The 20,426-nt window shown below is 32.6% G+C and carries 17 protein-coding genes; 9 read left to right on the top strand and 8 right to left on the bottom strand.

From position 1 onward, the window contains the following. Positions 1–226 precede the first annotated feature (226 nt). From WN975_RS04545 to WN975_RS04535, 3 genes are read left to right on the top strand one after another with little or no spacing between them, the layout of a single operon-like run. Entirely contained in the window at positions 227–1,552 is a 1,326-nt protein-coding gene (locus WN975_RS04545; RefSeq protein ID WP_337965433.1) for a HAMP domain-containing sensor histidine kinase, read from the top strand. Beyond that, a complete protein-coding gene (locus WN975_RS04540; RefSeq protein WP_337965432.1) occupies positions 1,549–2,247 on the top strand; it encodes a response regulator transcription factor in 699 nt (232 codons plus the stop codon). Before WN975_RS04545 ends, WN975_RS04540 begins: the two co-directional genes overlap by 4 nt. Before the next feature lie 18 nt (positions 2,248–2,265). Further along, positions 2,266–2,697, top strand: coding sequence for a hypothetical protein (locus tag WN975_RS04535; RefSeq protein ID WP_337965431.1), 432 nt, complete (start codon positions 2,266–2,268; stop codon positions 2,695–2,697). Between the two features lie 310 nt (positions 2,698–3,007). Here WN975_RS04535 and WN975_RS04530 read toward each other — a convergent pair whose 3' ends face one another. Together WN975_RS04530 and WN975_RS04525 are read right to left on the bottom strand one after the other, a co-directional pair. Further along, entirely contained in the window at positions 3,008–6,673 is a 3,666-nt protein-coding gene (locus tag WN975_RS04530) for an HYR domain-containing protein (protein ID WP_337965430.1), read from the bottom strand. Between the two features lie 333 nt (positions 6,674–7,006). Further along, positions 7,007–7,663 carry a hypothetical protein gene (locus WN975_RS04525; RefSeq protein ID WP_337965429.1) on the bottom strand — a complete coding sequence of 219 codons (657 nt, stop codon included), beginning with the start codon at positions 7,661–7,663 and terminating at the stop codon, positions 7,007–7,009. 361 nt (positions 7,664–8,024) lie between these two features. Between WN975_RS04525 and WN975_RS04520 the strand changes: the two genes are divergently transcribed. Continuing rightward, entirely contained in the window at positions 8,025–10,166 is a 2,142-nt protein-coding gene (locus tag WN975_RS04520; RefSeq protein WP_337965428.1) for a catalase, read from the top strand. Positions 10,167–10,184: 18 nt separating this feature from the next. Next, positions 10,185–10,751 (top strand): ferritin-like domain-containing protein, encoded by a 567-nt coding sequence (locus WN975_RS04515; protein ID WP_337965427.1) that lies wholly within the window; start codon positions 10,185–10,187, stop codon positions 10,749–10,751. A 70-nt stretch (positions 10,752–10,821) separates the two neighbouring features. On the opposite strand, the gene WN975_RS04510 is transcribed toward WN975_RS04515, so the two are convergent. Next, positions 10,822–11,271, bottom strand: coding sequence for a response regulator (locus tag WN975_RS04510; RefSeq protein WP_337965426.1), 450 nt, complete (start codon positions 11,269–11,271; stop codon positions 10,822–10,824). A 420-nt stretch (positions 11,272–11,691) separates the two neighbouring features. Between WN975_RS04510 and WN975_RS04505 the strand changes: the two genes are divergently transcribed. Beyond that, positions 11,692–12,276, top strand: coding sequence for a hypothetical protein (locus WN975_RS04505; RefSeq protein WP_337965425.1), 585 nt, complete (start codon positions 11,692–11,694; stop codon positions 12,274–12,276). 32 nt (positions 12,277–12,308) lie between these two features. Here WN975_RS04505 and ppk1 read toward each other — a convergent pair whose 3' ends face one another. Further along, complete coding sequence (gene ppk1, locus WN975_RS04500; RefSeq protein WP_337965424.1) at positions 12,309–14,342, bottom strand: polyphosphate kinase 1; 2,034 nt, start codon at positions 14,340–14,342, stop codon at positions 12,309–12,311. Positions 14,343–14,765: 423 nt separating this feature from the next. On the opposite strand from ppk1, the gene WN975_RS04495 reads away from it, so the two are divergent. From WN975_RS04495 to WN975_RS04485, 3 genes are all read left to right on the top strand, one after another. Further along, positions 14,766–16,067 carry a hypothetical protein gene (locus tag WN975_RS04495; RefSeq protein WP_337965423.1) on the top strand — a complete coding sequence of 434 codons (1,302 nt, stop codon included), beginning with the start codon at positions 14,766–14,768 and terminating at the stop codon, positions 16,065–16,067. A 357-nt stretch (positions 16,068–16,424) separates the two neighbouring features. Then, positions 16,425–17,090: a hypothetical protein gene (locus WN975_RS04490; RefSeq protein WP_337965422.1), complete on the top strand. Its 666-nt coding sequence runs from the start codon at positions 16,425–16,427 to the stop codon at positions 17,088–17,090. Between the two features lie 47 nt (positions 17,091–17,137). After that, positions 17,138–17,974 carry a hypothetical protein gene (locus WN975_RS04485; RefSeq protein ID WP_337965421.1) on the top strand — a complete coding sequence of 279 codons (837 nt, stop codon included), beginning with the start codon at positions 17,138–17,140 and terminating at the stop codon, positions 17,972–17,974. 7 nt (positions 17,975–17,981) lie between these two features. Here WN975_RS04485 and WN975_RS04480 read toward each other — a convergent pair whose 3' ends face one another. The 4 genes from WN975_RS04480 to WN975_RS04465 all read right to left on the bottom strand — a co-directional run bounded on the left by WN975_RS04480 (position 17,982) and on the right by WN975_RS04465 (position 20,385). Continuing rightward, entirely contained in the window at positions 17,982–18,503 is a 522-nt protein-coding gene (locus WN975_RS04480) for a hypothetical protein (protein WP_337965420.1), read from the bottom strand. Beyond that, on the bottom strand, positions 18,496–18,807 hold the full coding sequence (locus tag WN975_RS04475; RefSeq protein WP_337965419.1) for a hypothetical protein: 312 nt from the start codon (positions 18,805–18,807) through the stop codon (positions 18,496–18,498). The genes WN975_RS04480 and WN975_RS04475 overlap by 8 nt, the downstream gene beginning before the upstream one ends. A gap of 156 nt (positions 18,808–18,963) precedes the next feature. Next, positions 18,964–19,794, bottom strand: a complete 831-nt coding sequence (locus WN975_RS04470) for a Sir2 family NAD-dependent protein deacetylase (protein ID WP_337965418.1) — start codon at positions 19,792–19,794, stop codon at positions 18,964–18,966. Between the two features lie 18 nt (positions 19,795–19,812). Continuing rightward, positions 19,813–20,385: a hypothetical protein gene (locus WN975_RS04465; RefSeq protein WP_337965417.1), complete on the bottom strand. Its 573-nt coding sequence runs from the start codon at positions 20,383–20,385 to the stop codon at positions 19,813–19,815. Between the last annotated feature and the right edge of the window lie 41 nt (positions 20,386–20,426).

Here is a 20,426-nt window from a genome sequence, read left to right as displayed (position 1 = left end):
TTAACGAAGGGTTAAACACCAGAAGTTGAAAAGCAGTTTGTAAACGCAAAAAAGCTTTTGGTAAAGGCATTTTAATCGTGACGCGGGTTTGCCTGATTTATGGTTTACAGATTTGGTTAAAGTACGGTTAACGGTAGTATTTTTAATCTGAAAAAGCCAAAAATGCAATAGCTTTGCTTTAGTAAAACAAACTGATTTCCTTTCTTAATCAAAACATTGAAAATAGATGAAAAGAAAAATAATGCTTTTAATTGGTGCCTGTATTTTTACAGTAATTGCTTTGGCTACAATTCAAGGCTATTTTATCTACAATACTTATAAATTAAATGAAAAGGAGATAAATACGGCCATTAAAAAACAAATTGCGCGTCTGGAAGATACTGATGAATGCGAAAATCTGAACGATACATGGATAAATCAATCAAAAAAATATGTAAAGGAATATGTGAAAGGAAATGCAACAAAGCAAGATTATACCAAATACATTATCAGCAACAGAGATTCGCTTTCTAGAGCTATGAATGCTTACATGAAAAGGAAGGCGCAACCTGAAGATTATCCCATTAGTTATTCGGTTTATATCAATTCAGTTACTATTATAAATCATGGAAAACCAGAGACTTTATTTAAAGGAAAAATATTAGTTCTGGCGAATGATACTCTAAAAAAGAACCAAATTCTCTCTTCGATGGGACGTTGGGAAACTCAAAATACGGAAGACGAACTTACGATGGTTGTAAAAAGTGATCGTTATTATAATTTTGAAAAATTGCAGCAAACTATTATTTCGAAAATGGCGGGTTTATTAATCTTTTCTGTTTTATTGATGGCGTTTGTGGTTTTCTTATATTATATGTCACTCAAAAACCTCATCACTCAAAAACGAATTGCAGATATCAAAACGGATTTTGTCAATAATATTACGCATGAGTTTCAAACGCCGCTTGCTACAATGGATCTCGCAATCAAAACATTGCAGCGAAAAGACGCACAAATGACTCCGGAACATTATAAAAATACGCTGGCGATGATTGCAAGGCAAAATGAAAGACTGCAAAAATTATTTCGTCAGGTAACTGAAGCTTCTGTAGCGCCTATTGCCAATAAAGATATTATTCAGGTTACGAGTGAAGAAATTAAAGATATGATTGCAGATTTTGAGCTTTCCAGACCAGATATATCTATTGAATTTACAAGCCAAAAAGAAGCTTTTTCTATTTCAATGGATCGTTTTCACTTTAATACGATTTTGATAAATCTTCTGGATAATGCGGTAAAATATGGCGCTTTTAAAATTTTGGTAGATTTAAAATTAACCACAGGAAACTTCATTCTTTCTGTAACTGACAACGGAAAAGGTATTCCGGTTCAGGAACAGGTTTCGATTTTTGATAAATTTTACAGAGTCGAAAAAGGGAATATTCACAATAACAAAGGTCTTGGTCTTGGATTATTCTACATAAAACAATTGGTGCAAACGTATAAAGGAACTATTAGCGTTAAAAGCGAAGAACAAAAAGGATCATTATTCACCATTACAATTCCGGTATGAAACATCATATTTTATTAGTCGAAGACGATTTTGATTATGCTTCTATATTAAGACAATATCTTGAATTTTCGGGTTTTAATGTAACCTGGGCAAAAGACGGTAAGGAAGCTTTGAAAATATTTCCGGACACGAAACCGGATATCTGTATTCTGGATGTCATGATGCCTCACATGGATGGTTTTACGCTGGCTGAAAACATTATCGACAAACATGCCGAAACTCCTTTTATCTTTTTAACGGCAAAAGGTTTTAAAGAGGATAAAATAAAAGGTTTGCGTCTTGGCGCCGATGATTATGTTGTAAAACCTTTTGAAGTCGAAGAATTGATATTGCGTATTCAAAACATTCTAAGGCGAAGTCAAAAAACTGCCGTAAAAAACACGCCGGAACTTATGGTATTTTCTATTGGAAAATATGTTTTTGATGGTGATAATTATACACTTTCGCATGAAAAAATAACACATCAAATTACCGAAAAAGAGGCAAAATTAATTCGGTTTTTGTATGCCAATAAAAATAAACTGCTCAAACGCGAAGAGATTCTGAAAGAAATCTGGGGCAATGACGATTTCTTTTCTGGACGAAGCATGGACGTTTTTATCAGCCGTCTTCGGAAATATTTTAGTGAAGATCCGGACATTTCTATTCCAAGCGTTCGAGGTTTGGGATTTAAATTTACTACTAACAACGAATAAAAACTTAAAACTTATATTATGAAATTCATCTTATTTTTAACCCTTTTAATTTGGGGAACTTTAGCTCACGCACAAACAGCAACGGCAACTACGGGAAATACAACTGCTGTTGCAAAAGCGCCTTCGACACAAACAAAAACGACAAGATCTTCTTCATCTGTTTCGATTTCTAATTCAGATGATTCTTATTCTTTATTGGCAAATTTCGATGCTTCGAAAAGTAAAAAAATAGAGAAATTATTGTCTGATAACTTAGACAACACAATGGAATCTACTAAAAATGGCAGCAAAATCTGGAAGAAAGATAATGATGGTCAAACCGCTTATTCTTTTGTATTAAAAGAAGGAAAATTAAGGGTTAACATTGATAAAGAATTAATTTCTAATGAAACCTTTGAGAAATTAAAAGCGTTGGGAGATAAAATTTCTGAAACACTTTCAAAGAACTAAGCGTTACTTTTTAGATTTTAAAATAAAATTATTGCAAATAAAATCCGTTTTTATCCGTGTTTTTACGAAGTAAATCTGTTTTATCCGCGTCAAAATTAGACGCTGATTTTACGGATTCGCTAAAGCGAAAACGCTGATAAAAACGGATTTTTCTAATTACTTTCTTAATTAAACTTTTAAGTAATTTTGTAAAAATGTATTTCTTTTTGCATTCTTTTTAGAACAAGAGATCATAATAAAAAAGCCGAAAATCATTGATTTTCGGCTTTTTCTATTCAAAGAAGATTAAACTTTTATATTAGTATTAAACTTAATCTTTAATTACTTTTTTGGTTACAATTCCCGCTTCATTTGAAATCTGAAACATATAAACTCCAGTTGGTAAATTAGATATATTTAGTTTTGTCGATGTTGCTTTTAATTCTTTCGATAAGATAATTTGACCATTTATATCAAATACATTCAATTTTGAATTATCTGATGAATTTGTTTCAATTGTAATGAAATCTTTAACCGGATTTGGATACAATTTGAATGAATTCTGAAGTTCGAAATCTTTTGTTCCCAGAACTGTAACATCAAAACAAATACTTCTTGCTAAACATCCGTTTTTTGTAACCTCAACAGCATAACTTCCTAATTGCTTTGGTGTAAAAACAGGATTAGTTTCATTTGCAATAGGTGCAAATGTTCCGTTATTACATGTCATCCATTTATATGTAGCACCAGTTTCGGCAACAGATAGTTTGCCTGCATTGTATGTAATTGTTACATCAATACCTTTTACGGTTACTATTTGGGTCGCTGTGGCAATGTTATTACTTATGTCTTTTGCTGTCCAGGTTACTGTTGTTTTTCCGACAGGAAAACTTCCGGGAGCATTATTTGTAACTGAAACATTTGCGCAACTATCTGTTATTACCGGATATCCTAATGCAACGTTTATTGCGCTGCAATTTGTCTCCATTTCTGCTACGACATCTGCAGGAGCTGTTATAGTTGGCGGAGTTGTATCTTTTACGGTTACTATTTGTGTTGCTTTTGCGCTATTATTGCTTCCGTCAGTTACAGTCCAGGTAACGGTTGTCTTTCCTAAAGGGAAACTTTTTGGAGCGTTATTTTTCACTGAAGCGACAGAACAATTATCAGCCGTTGTTGGTGTTCCTAATACTACATCTTTAGCGCTGCAATATTCTCCAACTTCCACCGTTACAGGCGCCGGTGCTGTAATCGTAGGCAAAGTAACATCTTTTACTGTAACTGTTTGAGTTGCGATTGAAGTATTATTGTTTGCGTCTTTTACTGTCCAGATTACTGTTGTGTTTCCTAACGGAAATTCTGTTGGAGCATCATTTGTCACCGAAGTTATAGTACAATTATCTCTTGTTACAGGAGTTCCTAATGAAACTTGTGTTGCTGTACAACCTGTATTTAAATTTACGGTTACAGGTTCAGGAGCAATAATAGTAGGTTTTTCAATATCAGAATCTGTAATTATGACAAAATTCTTCGTTACTGTTTCCGAATTGGCATCTGTTATTTTACACCAATAATTTCCTTCTGGTAATCCGGTAGCGGTCGCTGTTGTTCTGCCAGTTGACCAAAGATAAGTATAAGGACTTTTTCCGTCGTAAACTGTTACTATCGAAGCTGAACCGGATTGATTGCCAGGACAGGTTAAATTGGTTTGGATCGTTGTTGCGTTTACGGTAGGTTTGACATAAGTACCTTTCAGACGAATAAAATAAGAAGTCGCAATACCTCGATAACCTGAAAATACTCCGCCTGCATTAATTTTTCCGTCAGGAAATAAAGATAAAGTGTAAACCGGACTTCCAAATCCTGTTTTTGCGTCAAAGGTATTGTCTATCGTTCCATCCGTATTTAAACGTGTTAAACGGTTTTGAGTAACGCCTTGATAAGTATTATATTCTCCTGCTAAAAGTATTTTTCCATCAGGTTGCAAAATCACAGAATTAATGGTACCAGCATATCCTGTTCCCACATTTTCAGTTACAGCTCCCGGAGTAAATGAAGCATCTTTACTTCCGTCTGAATTTAAACGAGTCAAATAATTTTGATAATTTACCTGAGCGGTAGAAAATCCAACGTTTACAATTACTTTCCCGTCAGGCTGTAAGACTATATCACTAACATTAATTGCAGTATCATGCAGCGCTTCGATATTAAAGGAAGTGTCTTTACTTCCGTCAGGATTTAAACGAATCAAATACTTTTCAGCAACTCCGTTAAAAGTAGTAAATGAACCTCCTAAAAGTATTTTTCCATCTGGTTGTACTACAATAGACGAAATTAAAGCTTTGGTAAAATCATAACCATTTCCGGGTTTAAAAGATTTGTCTTCACTTCCATCGATATTCAAACGAAATAATTTTCTATAAGGTAAGCTCGGATAACTATCCACAAAAGCACTTACGATTATTTTGCCATTAGGCTGCAAAGCCATTTCTTCAACCTCATATTCAAATCTTTTAATGAAGGAAGTATCCAGCGAACCATCAGGATTTAACCGAACCAGAGAATTTCTGCCTGCATTACTTGTATCCGTAAATTTTCCTCTTACTAATATTTTTCCATCCGCTTGTAATAGTATTGAACTCACTTCATTATTGAATGTATAATCAGGATTAAATGAAGTGTCTTTGCTTCCATCAACATTTAAACGAATCAACTTTTTTTGTGTTACTCCCTGATAATTGTCAAAAAATCCTCCTATCAGCATTTTTCCATCAGTTTGTACCGCCGAACAAAACACCGCAGCGTCAAGACCTGTATCTTTGTTAAAAGCAGCATTTCTGGTTCCATCGGCATTTAGACAAACGATACCTTTATCAATAATTTGTCTGCAGTAAGTATATTTTCCTCCAATAAGGATTCGTCCATCATTTAAAAGTGTTATAGCGTTAACATCCGCATTCGCCGCTCCGGTAAGAATATTTGCACTCTCGCTAAAAGAAGGGATTGAAAAAGTGGTATCTGTAGTTCCGTCAGTATTAAAACGATAAACAGCGTCATTACCATTAGATCTATAAAGGTTTGCAAGTAATTTTCCATCAGGCTGCAAGTATATATTATTCACACTTTCATTAGTTATGTAAATAAAACTAGGTGGACTGATAAATGAAGTATCGATGCTTCCGTCTGGATTTATACGGACTAAAAATTTCTGATTTATTCCCTGATAGCGTGTAAAACCACCGCCTACAATTATTTTTCCATCATTTTGCATTACAATAGACGCAACCGAACTACCGGCGAAGCCAGATCCCATATTAAATGAAGTATCTTTTGTACTATCTGCATTTAAACGAATCAAATAACTCTGGGCTACTCCTTGATAAGTGCTAAAACTACCACCTACAATTATTTTTCCGTCAGATTGAACAGCAACTGCATTAGGACTAGTATCAAATCCGGTTTTTATATCAAAAGTTGTATCAAGACTTCCGTCAGCATTCAAACGAACTAAACGTCTCTTAGGTTCTACAGCTTGCTTTTTATTGACCAAAAGTATTTTCCCATCGGGTTGTAATGTTATAAGATTAACAAAAACACCAATCTCCTGCACGGCTCCAAACTGAAAAGAAGTATCTTTACTACCATCTGCATTTAAGCGTATTACGAGATTTTTTTGATATACATCCAGACCTCCTGCAAGTACTTTTCCATCAGGCTGTAAAACAATTGTTTTTATGTCAAAAGTATTCTCCCCGTAATAATCAAAAGTAGGATCGACGCTTCCGTCAGGATTAATACGAATCAATAATTTTGTGATCGCACCTCTATAAACAGAAGATCCTTTTATAATTACTTTTCCATCTGGTTGCGTTACCATACAATTTACAATACCTCCAAATCCGGGTCCTGGTCCAAAGGTGTGCTCGATATCAGCAGGGTTTTGGGCAAAAGTTATTAAAGATTGTAAAACACAAAAAAAGAGTAGAATTTTCTTCATAGACTAGTGGTATTTTTATTTATAATAATTTGATAAGGATAAGAATCTCAGCGAAATGAAAATATCAAATCGGTACAAACATACCAAAAAACTTTACTTTTTTAATACGGTTTCCCGTATTAATGGTTAATAAAGAGTTAATGATATATTTCTCTTTATCTCTCTAATTATCTATATAAGTTGTTCTGCTGATTTAAGGTTTTCAGCAATCATTGGCCGTGGCTTCACTTGCACTCTTGTCGCGCACAAAAACTTAATAAACAAAACATTATGAGCACTTCAAACACCAAAAAAAGCAGTGACAGTGCTAAAATATCAGATAAAAAAGAAAAATTATTCACCTGTTTTTGTATGAGGAGCATCTACAGGTTTCGATTGAGATGAACCTATTTGGCGCAGAAAAATAGAAAGAACTATAATGGCAAATACCGAAAGAAACTCACTTTGCCAATTTTGAAATGATTCAAACCAAAATCTGGAATCAGCGATATATTGAGAAGCTTTTTCTAAAGGCATACCTTTTAAGGAAAGCTGTTCGTTTTCGTCTTTTAAACTTCCGTAAAAGTGAGCCAAAAACGATAGCAGAAATAATAAAAGCAATGCAATAGTTAGCGAATGTTTGTAGATTGCCAGAATCCATCCACCTTTTTTAACTGGCCACGGAGCATTTTTTTTACTAGACGAAGGTTCTCTGTCTACCTCCTCTTCTTTATCAAAATCTTTAGATTCTGAAGATCCTTTTTGCTGTAGAAAAATAGTTAATACAACAAGAAGTCCCATTTGAAGAAATTCGCTTTCCCAATTCTCAAAAGTAGATTCGATAAAATGCCCAGTCGAAAAATAAGTTATTAAAGTTATCGATGAAGCGCCATTTTCAATAAGTTCTTTATTGTGTTCCTTAAATCCGAAGATAATTTGTCCCACAAAAGTCGCCACAAATAATGCAAAAAAGCAAATGGAAAGCCCATTGTTACGTATAAAGGTTTTCATAATTATTTTATGTTTATGAAGTTAATCAGCACAGATAATACCTTTTCATTTTTCTCCTTGAAATATGATAAAATTACTTCGCACATTATTCAAATTATTTACATTATTCTAAAGCATTATTATATTATTACTTGTTTTTCTTACGAAATAAAACAGCTATCAATATATTGATTTACAATAAATTATACTTTAATGGCAATTGTATAATGTAAGAATTATAATCTTATAACTACAGCCACAAGAGTAAGAGTACATTTGAAAACCCTGATTATTACATAATGTTTTATTTTCATTTTTTATAGGAAATAAACTTTATGGGAACTTTTTTTTCAGGTTTTTTTAACCAATAAAACTAAACAATATGAAAAATTTGCAGGATGAAAAGCAGAGAGATCTGTCTATCAACAAATCTGACGGCACCAATAAGTTTTTGACCACAGACCAAGGTGTTAGAATTAATGATGATAATAATTCTCTAAAGGCAGGCGAAAGAGGTCCGTCATTATTAGAAGATTTTATTTTAAGGGAAAAAATCACCCATTTTGACCACGAAAGAATTCCTGAAAGAATTGTACATGCAAGAGGTTCAGGTGCTCACGGATTTTTTGAAGTAACAAACCCAATTCCTGAATTAACAAAAGCCGGATTTTTGCAAGAAGCCGGACTTAAAACCCCTGTTTTTACACGTTTCTCAACTGTTGCAGGATCACGTGGCTCTACAGATTTAGCACGGGATGTTCGCGGATTCTCTGTAAAATTTTATACTCAGGAAGGAATCTATGATTTAGTTGGGAATAATGTTCCTGTTTTTTTCATTCAGGATGCCTCCAAATTTCCAGATCTTGTGCATGCAGTTAAACCGGAACCTCACAATGAAATTCCGCAAGCTGCGTCTGCACATGACACCTTTTGGGACTTTATTTCATTAATGCCGGAATCGATGCACATGATAATGTGGGTAATGTCTGATCGGGCCATTCCGAGAAGTTATCGTATGATGGAAGGATTTGGAGTTCATACTTTTAGATTAATTAATGCTGCAGGAGAATTTTCTTTTGTAAAATTTCACTGGAAACCTAAATTAGGAACACATGCTGTAGCTTGGGACGAAGCTCAAAAAATTTCAGGAAAAAATTCCGACTTTCATAGACAAGATCTTTGGGAAGCAATTGACACCGGTAATTTTCCTGAATGGGAATTAGGTGTACAAATCATTCCATCAGAAGATGAGAACAAATACGAATTTGATTTACTTGATCCCACAAAACTGGTTCCTGAAGAACTTGTGCCGGTAACTATAGTGGGAAGAATGGTATTGAATAAAAACCCTGATAATTTCTTTGCAGAAACAGAGCAGATTGCTTTTCATCCCGGACACGTTGTTCCCGGAATTGATTTCTCTAATGATCCATTATTACAAGGCCGCTTATTCTCTTATACAGATACACAATTATCACGATTAGGAAGTCCTAATTTTCATGAAATTCCAATTAATCGAAGCATTGCGCCTGTACACAATAATCAGCGTGATGGACAGATGCGACAGGAAATTAATAAAGGCCGTGTAAGTTATCATCCAAATTCGCTTGGTGGCGGTTGTCCTTATCAGGCTAAAATTGCCGAAGGTGGATTTTCAAGCTTTGAAGAACGTGTAGATGCGCATAAAGTTAGAGAAAGAAGCGAAAGTTTTTCCGATCATTTTGGGCAGGCAAAACTATTCTTTAATAGCCAGACAAAGACCGAAAAAAGTCATATCATCAAAGCTTTACGTTTTGAACTTGGTAAGGTCGAAACTGCTGCAATTCGATTGAGAATGCTTGGGTTATTATCTCAGGTTGACCAGGATTTAGCAGAAAAAGTAGCTATTGGTTTGGGAATGACTGTGCCAATAGTTCTAGAAAAACCTCTAAATCATGGTGTCTCTCCGGAGAACGAAAACGGAAAGCAAGAATCTAAAACAATTGAATCTTCTGTACCGTCATCGGATGCATTAACTATGCTCAATAACCCCACCAACTCCCCTACAATTGCTTCAAGAAAAGTTGCTATTATATGTGCCGACGGAGTATCTGAAGCCGCAGTTGCAAATATCAAAAATGCTTTGCTACAACAAGATGCCAAAGGTTGTATTATTGCACCACATTTAGGATCTATCATTACCGATACTGATGGAGAACTTCATGTAGATTTTAGCTTCTTAACTGCATCTTCAGTATTATTTGACGCTGTTTACGTTCCTGATGGATTAGGCCTAAACGTACTTGTTGACAGCGATGAAGTAAACGAGTTTTTAAACGATGCTTACAAACATTGTAAAGTCATTGGTGCCGATGGTGCGGCTTCGGCTGTATTAAGTGCAGCGCCTTTTGCATCAAAAATCACAAATGAAGATCTGGGCTTAATAATATCAAGCGATGTAGCAACCGAAAGCTTTGCCAAAGAATTTACTGCCGCTATGGGGAAACACAGATTCTGGGATCGCGAACCTAACCTATTCAATTAATTTTTTAAAATAATTATTATGAAAAATTCAGAAAAAACAAACGATACAAAATCGGCTAACAATAGTAAAGAAACAATTGTTCAACCTGCCAAAGATGCTGCAACAAAATTAAGAGAACTATTTATTGACAGCCTGAAAGATATTTATTGGGCAGAAAATGCATTAGTAAAGGCATTGCCAAAAATGGCAGCCAACGCAACTTCTGCATCGCTTGCTTCAAGTATTAAGGAACATCATGTCGTAACAAAGCATCAAGTTACTCGTTTAGACCAAATTTTTGATCTCCTGAAACATAAAGCAGAAGGAAAAAAATGTGAAGCAATGGCAGGACTTTTAAAAGAAGGAGATAGTATTCTGGAAGAAACAGAACCTGGAGCTGTAAGAGATGCAGGAATTATCGCTGCTTCTCAAAAGATCGAACATTATGAAATTGCAACTTATGGAACTCTTGTAGCTTTTGCGAAAACACTTGGAGAAAATGATATTGCAAAATTATTAACACAGACTCTTTCCGAAGAAAAAGAAGCGGATTGTCTGTTGAATGAAATTGCCTTAAACGCGGTGAATATTGTGGCCGCTGAATAACTTATATTTACTTTAAAAATAAAAAATCTGCAGTTTATGCAGATTTTTTTTGTTCTAATGATTTACAAAATTAAACTAATCTAAAATGCTTTTTACTTTGGCTCAGCGCAATCGGGTCCATCTGTAAAACTTGTTTTATAAGTGATTTTAATCCGCTAAATGAACTGGGTTTCACCGCATAAAATGATGCGCCATATTCAAGCGCTTTATCAATAGTTAGCGGATCACTGCTGGTTGAAAGCATTATTATAAATAATTTTTTCAAATTGCTATCTTTTTTAATTTCCTGCAAACATTCAAAACCATCAAGTTTTGGCATGTTTATATCGAGAAAAACAATTTCCGGTAAAGAATCTGGCTGCGTTTGAAGGATATCTATTAACTGCTTGCCATCTTCGGCCTGCGTTAAAATTACATTTTGATCTACTTCAAGCAGGGCATCGACAAACATGATTCTATCATCGTCATCATCATCTGCTAAAAAAATAGATCTTTGATAATTGGTATTATTTAAAGACATTGCTGTATATTTTATATTGCAAAAACATAAGACAAGAATTTAGAAATCTGCAAATGTTTATATAATATATAAGCTATTGAAAATCGATAAACGATCGAATTATATCCGTGTAACGGGTTAATATCATTAAAGATAGTTATTATATTTAAGAAAAATCACATAAAAATCACATTTTTAACATTTTATGCTAAAAAAGTATCTCATGTTACATGCTGCTATTAGATTATTACAAGGCGCATTTCTTGATGATTCCGGACAAGAAAACTCTCTTTCAAGCTATCTCTAACACATTAATTATAAAGTAATTGTAAATTTAATTTTATCTAAAAGCTATCAGATTGAAAAAAAACAACTAAATTTAGATCCCCGAAAAAAATTTAATTGCGTCAGTAAAATTTTAACCATCTAATTTTTTGGCATATGAAATGGTTTAACAACTTGGAAGCAAAACTTAAGACTACCTTTTTTAAATCGAAGTCTTCGCAGGAATTGATCGATTTAAAAAAAGGGAAAAAACTTTATTTGTCGAACAAATTCAGTGAGGCTTTACTATACTTTGATAATTCGTTAAATTCCAGATTTGATTTAAAAGTCTTTAAGTTAAGAGCAAAGTGTCTTCAAAAGTTAAATAAACATTCGCGGGCAATTGAAGATTTTGATAAATTGATCGAAGAAAATCCTTTAGAGTTTTCGAATTATTACAGACGTGCCATTTCAAAAAATGCAGTATTTGATTTACAAGGTCAAATTGAAGATCTTCATAATTGCATTTACTATTACAAAAAAAGCAAAAGTATCGAAAAACCTATTCTTAAAAATCTCGAAACAGATTTAATTGATGCCGGAAATTATATAGACATGGTCAAAAGTTCGATTACTTCAATTCATAATGTCACTTACTTCGAAATAAAAAATCTCGTGAATGAATGTCTTCACCAAATAAAAAGCATAAGACTTCAAAAAAACCAATTTAGAAGGATAGAAAACGATCCAATTCTCTTATGAAACTAATATAATATCTTGGTGTTTTTTGATAATTAAAAGTCTTGAGATTCCTCTTTATTATTCTCAGCAATCCAATTATAAATTTCAGTTTGAGCGCGTCTAGGAATTTCGGAATCTAAGATTTCCAATTCGTTAATTCCTTCGCTATTTACACTTCGGCGTTTTGTATTGTCTTCCAATTGTAATTCAATAATCTTATTTATTTCGGCGATATTTCTTTGATCATATATCGGGAAAGCAACTTCTATTCTTCTGTTTAAATTTCGACTTAACATATCTGCCGATGACAAATAGACTTTTTCCTGACCATTATTTGCAAACTTGTATATTCTCGAATGTTCTAAAAACATATCTACAATGCGGTAAATTTCGATGTTTTCGGATACATTTTTAATTCCCGGTAACAACGTACAAATTCCGCGTACGATCATGATTACATCAACACCAGCTTTGCTTGCTTCAATAAGTTTATCAATAATATCCTTTTCGTCAACTCCATTTACTTTCAAAAAGATGTAAGCTTCTTTTCCTTCTTTTTTGTTTTTTATTTCGTCATCAATCAATTCTATTAATTTCTCTTTCATATTAAAACCTGCCGCCATAATATGTTTTGGAGCTTCTGCTTTCTTCTTGCTTTTTAAGAATGCAAAGACTTTTTTCAAATCATCTGTATATCTTTTTTCGGAAGTAAAAAATCCAAAATCAGAATAAATATTTGCCGTACTTTCATTAAAATTTCCCGTCGACATATAATTATAATGTTTCTTGTTTCCATACTTATCTTTCATGGTAACCATTGCAACTTTGGCATGAACCTTTAAATTCGGCATACTTTGAATAATTTTTATTCCGGCATTTTTCATTTCTCTCGACCAGAATAAATTATTGTATTCGTCAAAACGCGCTTTAACTTCTACAAAAACAGTTACTTTTTTGCCATTTTTTGCAGCACTTATCAAAGCATTTGCAATTAATGATTCTGATGAAATACGATATAAAGTAATTTTTATCTCAAGAACATTTCTGTTAATTGCTGCCTGATTAAAAAACTGAAGCACATAATAATACGATTGATACGGAAAATGAAGCAATTGGTTTTGTCTGTCAATTATTTCAAAAACCGACTTATTGCTTTCAAAAGGCAAATGTTGAAGACCTGGATAATTTGCTCCCTGAAGATTTGGTTTTACAGGATTTGGAAACTTAAATAAATCATAAAGATTGTGATGACTTCCTCCTTTTATCATTTCATTATTATGAAGTCTGAAAGCTTTTTTACATACCGAAATTGTTTCGGCATCCATATTATAATCGTACAAAAATCGTGTCGATGAACCTCGTTTTCGTTCTTCGATTTTTGCTTCAATCTTTGCAATTAAATCTCCTGAATTTTCATCTTCTATAAGGTAATTTTCGTCTCTGTTTAGCTTTATAGCATTGCATGAAACTACTTTTCCGGTTGGGAATATTAGTGACAAACATTTCTTTATAATAGTATCAATCGAAATAATATAATGTGTATCTCCCAGACTTTGCAATTTTTTATATCGATCCAGTTTATCCGATGGAATATTTAAATAAGCATAATGATAATTGCCCGCCGAATCTTTTAGCTTGACTAAAAAGTATAAACTTCTATTGTTTAAAAAATAAGTTTTTGGAAGGTTTACTGCTATATAAATTACCTGAATATAAGACAAAATAATACTTTTAAAATAATATTCAATCTCATGCAAATGTTCTTCTAAAAGCTCTTGATTTTCATAATAAACTACATTATTTGCCGATAATTCCGGCACAATCGAATTGTTCCAGATTGCTCCGAATCTATTTTGCTGAAGATTAATTTCGGCTAAAATCTTATCCAGTAAATCTTTGTTTTTCTTTGAATTTTTGACCAGCAATTTTCTGATTTTAACTCTAAAAAATTCATCCAGATTTGAGGAATGAATCGCTAAAAACTTGATTCGTTCGTATAATGCATTATTGGCATCATTTGCTTCATCCAAAATACAATTGTTGAAAGAAAGCCATGAAATCTCTGAAGGTATAAGGTAGTTTTGCACGTTTATTAAGGTACTATTATAAGAGAATAAATTGTTTTATGCTTTATTGACACGTTTGTAAATTTGAGAATTAATTACATTAAAATAGAATCAAACACAACCAGTTAACCATAATTTAATTTATCGGTAACATATCTTAATCTTCCCAATATCACGGTTATAACTTGTATGCACGCGCCATTCTAACTGCGATATCTACTTAAAATACTTCAGCGCTTTTACTGACTTTGCAAGCAATAAATAATCTTAATCTTATTAACTTTTTGTTAACGGTATTATAATATCCTTCAGATAGTACGATTTCTCTTTTACAGTACTTACAAGTAGTAAGAATTATAATTCAAAAACAAGTTTCTAATGCTAATCCATAATTTATAAAAATCAGTGTATTTAAATCTATTATAAACCATTAAACCTAGAATTATGAAAAAACAGAATCCAAAAAAGATTTTAAGTAAAGTCTTAATTATTGCATTATCTGCAATTACATTCTCTTGTCAGGACACGACATTGGACGAAGCAGAAACTACCGCTGTGGTAAAAGAACAAAAAAGCTTCAAAAAAATGAGTTCAGCTGCAAGTTCTGATTTGGCAAGAAGATGGGCGCCAATTCATTACAAAGATGTAGATGCAACAGGAACGTATTCCGAAGGAGGAAAATCAGATTATCTTACGGCTATTAATTACGACAATGACTGGAATGGCTTAAACAACTGGAATAATCTTCCGGCTTATGCCAATTCTTTAGCGGCACATTGTTACTATTCGATAGTAGAATCAAACACACATTGGTTCATTACGTATGCTTTTTTCTCTCCAAGAGATTGGACAGATAATCCGCTTTTGTATTCATTAGATCAGCACGAAAATGATTTGGAAGGTGTATTAATGATTGTAGAAAAAAATGGTTCAACTTATGGAACTTTAAAAGGAGCGGTTACTGTAAGTCACTCTGATTTCTTTTCGTATGTTCCGTCCGGAAGTTCTTTTGTAAGCGGTTTGGAAAGCATTGACGGAACTTTGCAAATGAGAGATTTTAACGGAGAATTGCATCCTGTTACGGCACAAGATTCTAAAGGCCATAGTCTTAAAGCGTGGCCGCAGCACGATATTGACGGAGACGGAATTATCTATTATCCATCTTCAAGCGGAGTGGCGCAAATACCAGCTGATAATTATGATAATTATGTGGAATATAAACTTGTCGATATTTTTGAAAGCGGCGGATTATGGGATCAACGATTTAATACACAATTGTTTTCTAGTCCAGGCGGAGGATTTACAGGAAATGATTTTAAAACCGGCGGCGCAAACGCTCCGTGGGCATGGAATGATGGAAATGATGCGATTGTACAAGGTGGCGAATTTGCAACAGATCCTGCAAAACTAGCTGATAATTATTTTGATGGCGTAGGCAATCTTTCGCGCATTTATACCGATAATAAATACAATGCTTCGGCTGGAGGTATTGTAACGCTTTACCAAAATTGCAATTATACAGGTTATGCAATCGCTTTGCCTGTTGGTAATTATACATTGGCTCAGCTAAAATCTTACGGAATTGTAAATGATGATTTGTCTTCTGTTCGATTAGAAAGCGGATACAAAATCACCATGTATCAAAACGATAATTATGGAGGTGAATCTGTTGTAATAACGGGAAATAATAGCTGTTTAGGAAGTTTTAATGACAAAGCCAGTTCTGTAAAAATTACTGCTCTATAAACTACCGTGTGTACACAAATATGAAAAACACAAATTGCACTAATTGTCACTAATTTGTTTGTGAAATTAATTTCACAAACAAGGTTAACTTATTAGAATTTGTGCTAATTCGTGCAATTCGTGTTTGAAATTTATTTATAATATTTGTGTCCGCAAAATTTCTTTTTTATCTTGAATATGCAAATGAAAATATAACACTCAACTATATTCTTGTTTGCATATCCTTTTTTTATTTATAATGTAAATCAAGAGCTGTAATGTGCCATTAGGCACTAAATATCTTTATAAAACTGATGATTTTTTTTAAAATACTTCTGTATATTTGGATTAACCATAACCAAAATACAATCGCCAATAATGCTTCGAAATACTCTAATTTGTCTTGTTACTATTTTATGTTTTTATGCCTGCAATCGAGCTGAAAAACAACAAACCGAAAAAGCTTCAATAGCAAGTGATAGTTTGAAAAACATAGAACCAAAAGAAGACACTTTGAATTCTGTAGTAAAAACATCTGAAACAGTGTATTATGATGCTAGTAATACTGTACTCAAAGAAGAGTTTAGAGATTCTCTCTTTGCAAAATTTTCAGATTTATCGACTGATGATAAATTTATATTTAATGTTCCAAAAGGAAATATAAACAAAACCACATCTGTATTACAAATTTTTAATAATGCTGGCGAAATGATTTATGAAAAATCATTCGAAACTTATTATTTGATAAATGGTTATGATTTAGAATTTATTAAAAGTGATGCCGAACTGGAAAAATATATTCTAACTAAAGCTAAAGACGTATTAAGTAAAGAATCATTTCAGAATGTATCTGATAAAAATGAAATGAAAAAAGATGATATTTTTGGACAATCAAAAGACGATTTTCTAGATTATGATGCCTTTATTGATTGTCAAAATGATAAAAGACCTTTATTCATAATTTCACTTGGAGAAGAAGATACCACTTATATTGGGTATTCAAAAAAACTAAAAAAAGCGGTTGATATAATAGGTTGTTGTTAATCATCTTTCTGTTTTTTTAATCATACAATATTTAAAAAAAGTCTTCAATGCATAAAACAACTATTATAATATTCATTATCTCATTTTCCTTATTCATTTCCTGTAAAGATAAAGACAACAAAATCAAGAATATTCAATTACAAAATGTGACTAACGATACTAAACAACTAGAAGCAGAAATAACAGATAACACGATTTATCCTGTCTACAATCTGGCAAATAATACTACAGCAATTGTTGTTGAAATATTTGATTCTGGTAAAAATCCTGAATACGAAAAAATCTACCGCACAATAAACGAAACCGATTCGTTAGAAACTGGTTTTTATGATCATTGGTCTGCAAAAAAACGAAAGTTCGAATATTATGATACTTTAGGAATCGTTCAGCTTATTAAAAGTAAAGAATTAGAAAAAGAGATTAAGAAAATTATCGAGCCTAAATACTATGTTTACGGAACCAAAGGTTTCTCAGAAGTAACTGTCGATGAAGTAGTTTGCAGAATCGACGATTGCAGAGAAAATTTTATTGGCTTGACTATTAAAAATTTTGATACCGCAAAAAATGGTAAACCTCTTCTCTGCTCCATCAAACCATTAAAACTAACTTACGGGAAGAATTATTATGCCGTTCAAAATAAAATTCAAAAAATAGATGATAGTTTGGTTTATAGATATTTTGATACCGATCCAACCAAAGTAAAAATTTTTGCTAATAATGGTCCGGCATATTTTACTTATAATGATGATTTCTTATGGGGGAAAAATTCAAAACTGTCAAAATGTAAATTCCCTGAAAGAAGAGTTCTGGTTCAGCAAAAAAACAACAAATTCAACACGATACTTCTAGGCGGATTAGATTTGTATGGTTTAAGTTGCGATTAAATTTCAATTAAGGAAGCGATAAATATTCTTTGTATTCCATTTTATCGTCGCTGTTTTTGTAAAACACATAATTGTTTTCGCCACCTTGAAAAAACATATTTATTTTTAAAGTATCCTGCAAAATCCAAGTATAAGTAACGTCGGCATCGGCAGCTTTCCATACGTGATTTTCTTGTGGCAAATTTTTTAATAAATTATGCTGAATGTAATCCGGTGATTCCTTATAAAAAATTTCATATGCGCTGTCAAAGGTGCTTTCATTACAGACACATGTTTTATTTAGAGGATCGTCATATATTGAAACACCGTTGTCATTTTGTTTGCATTTAAAAAGTGATTCTTTAGGTGGTTCCTCGCTATTTTCATCCTGTAAATCTAAGGTTTTAGAATCTTTGTCTTTTTCTAAAAGGTCTTCCGAATTTTTACTGTTATCGCTTTTTGTAACTATAACTTTATTCTCTTCTTTTTCATTTTTACAGCTTGTAATAATTAAAGAAGTTATTAATAATAGTAGTATTTTTTTAATCATTTTTATTCTCCGTTTTATCTTCAAAAGTTACTTTTCCATAGTTTATTTTTTCCAGCTCATACATGAAAGCTAAATAAGAATCAGCTATCCATTCTTCATTTTCAAAAATAAAAGATAAGTGTCTTCCCCCATAAATTTCCGGACCAAAAATTTGGAGATTATCTCCTTCACTAGGCTTATAATCAAAATCGAAACAATTTCTGCTATTTAGATCAATAAGCATTTTTTCATTTGTCAAATCTTCTGATAAAGTCTCGTCTGGCATATATCCCATTCCATCCATTGTAGAGTTACTAAATCCCAAACATCTTTTTAATGTCCAAGTAAAATCGTTACGCCTTTTATTTTTGGATTTTCTGGAATTTTTGTGGTGCACAATCTTATTCATAGTCGCTGGAAAGCAAGTACAAAGCTTAATTTCTTTTCCGGTTTCGCACATAAATTTTACATTTAAAACAGTTTATTCTTTTGTTATATTTTCTAATATTTCCCGAATTGTTTTCAAAGCTTCGGTTGAAGTTTCCCGAATGATAATTTTATTTTTCTTGTCTTTAATAAGTGCTGTAAATAAATTGTCTTCAGTATTAATATCAACAATAGTTCCTCCGTATTTTAATGTAGTTTCTGCAATTGCCATTGGCAAATTTGTTGCTCCGGATGTTCCCACAATAAAAAGAATTCCAGAGTTTTTGGCTATTTTTAAAGAACTGAATTTTTTGTTTGTCTTTTCATCATAATATTCATCAAACCAAAGTATATTTGATCTCATCCAACTTCCGCATTCTTTGCATTTCAGTAATTCGATATCTTTTTCTGTGAGATCTTCATCTATGTTTTTACCTTCAATTTCTGCGGGCAAAAACTCGATTTCTTTACAACCATTCGAGCATTTAATTTCTCTGTTATTTCCGTGTATTTCGTATATTCTTTCTACACCGGAACGCCTGTGCAAATTGTCTATATTTTGAGTTATTAAGTGAAATCTGTCTTGCAACAAATTTTCAATTTCTGCAATTTCATGATGACTTTTATTGGTCTGCGCATTTTCAAACATCTTTTTTCTAAAGAGTGAATATTGCCAAACTTCTTCGGGATTTTCTTTAAAATATTTAAACGTTCCAAATTCCTCCGGTTTATGAAATTTCGTTCCTTTTACCCAGATTCCATCAACTCCTCTATAAGTCGGAATACCGCTTTCTGCAGAAATTCCGGCGCCGGTTAAAAACGTAAAGAGATTTCTGTTTTTCTTATGATAAACCTGCTTTATGATTTCAGTAAGTTGCTCGTTCATATTTTAATTCTCTAAATATTATTTTGTCTTACTGAATGTTTTTTCATCTGAACCAAGATCAGATTTCAATATTAATTCATTAGAATTTTTTACTTCAAAAATTAAATTTTTGGCAATATCCATTTCTGTTACTTCCCATATTTTATATCCTTTTGCTAAAGCTTCTTTGGTTGATTTAATACTTAGCGGAATAGGATCTTCGAAAATAGCCGAAGAATCTCCATCTATACTTACTTTTAATTCAGTATTACGAAATGGTTCAACTTGTACATTGGCAACAAAAAACCCCGGAGCATAACCTTCTCTAACATCCTGAAACAAATCGGTATTTCCGTAAAGTAATCCCGCTAATGTTTTCTCAGCTACTTCTCCTTTTTCATTTTTTTCTTCCCACGCATATCCTTCAAAATTGGCAATGCTTTTAGTGTCAACTATTTTCAAAACCAGAAAAAGACTTTCCTTTGGATTATCTTTATCTTCATATTCATATAATCCAACAAAATCAGTTAATTGATCATTAATTACTGGTTCAATTTTATCTTCAGCAACTTTCTGAGTTTCCTTGGGGATTTTTTTAATTGGTTCTTTCATTTCTTGTTTGCACGATGTTGTAAGAATTGAAATAAGAAATA

The organism is uncultured Flavobacterium sp., assembly GCF_951805225.1.
In the GTDB taxonomy this organism is placed as follows: Bacteria; Bacteroidota; Bacteroidia; order Flavobacteriales; family Flavobacteriaceae; genus Flavobacterium.
This window is presented reverse-complemented; position numbering and strand designations above follow the sequence as displayed.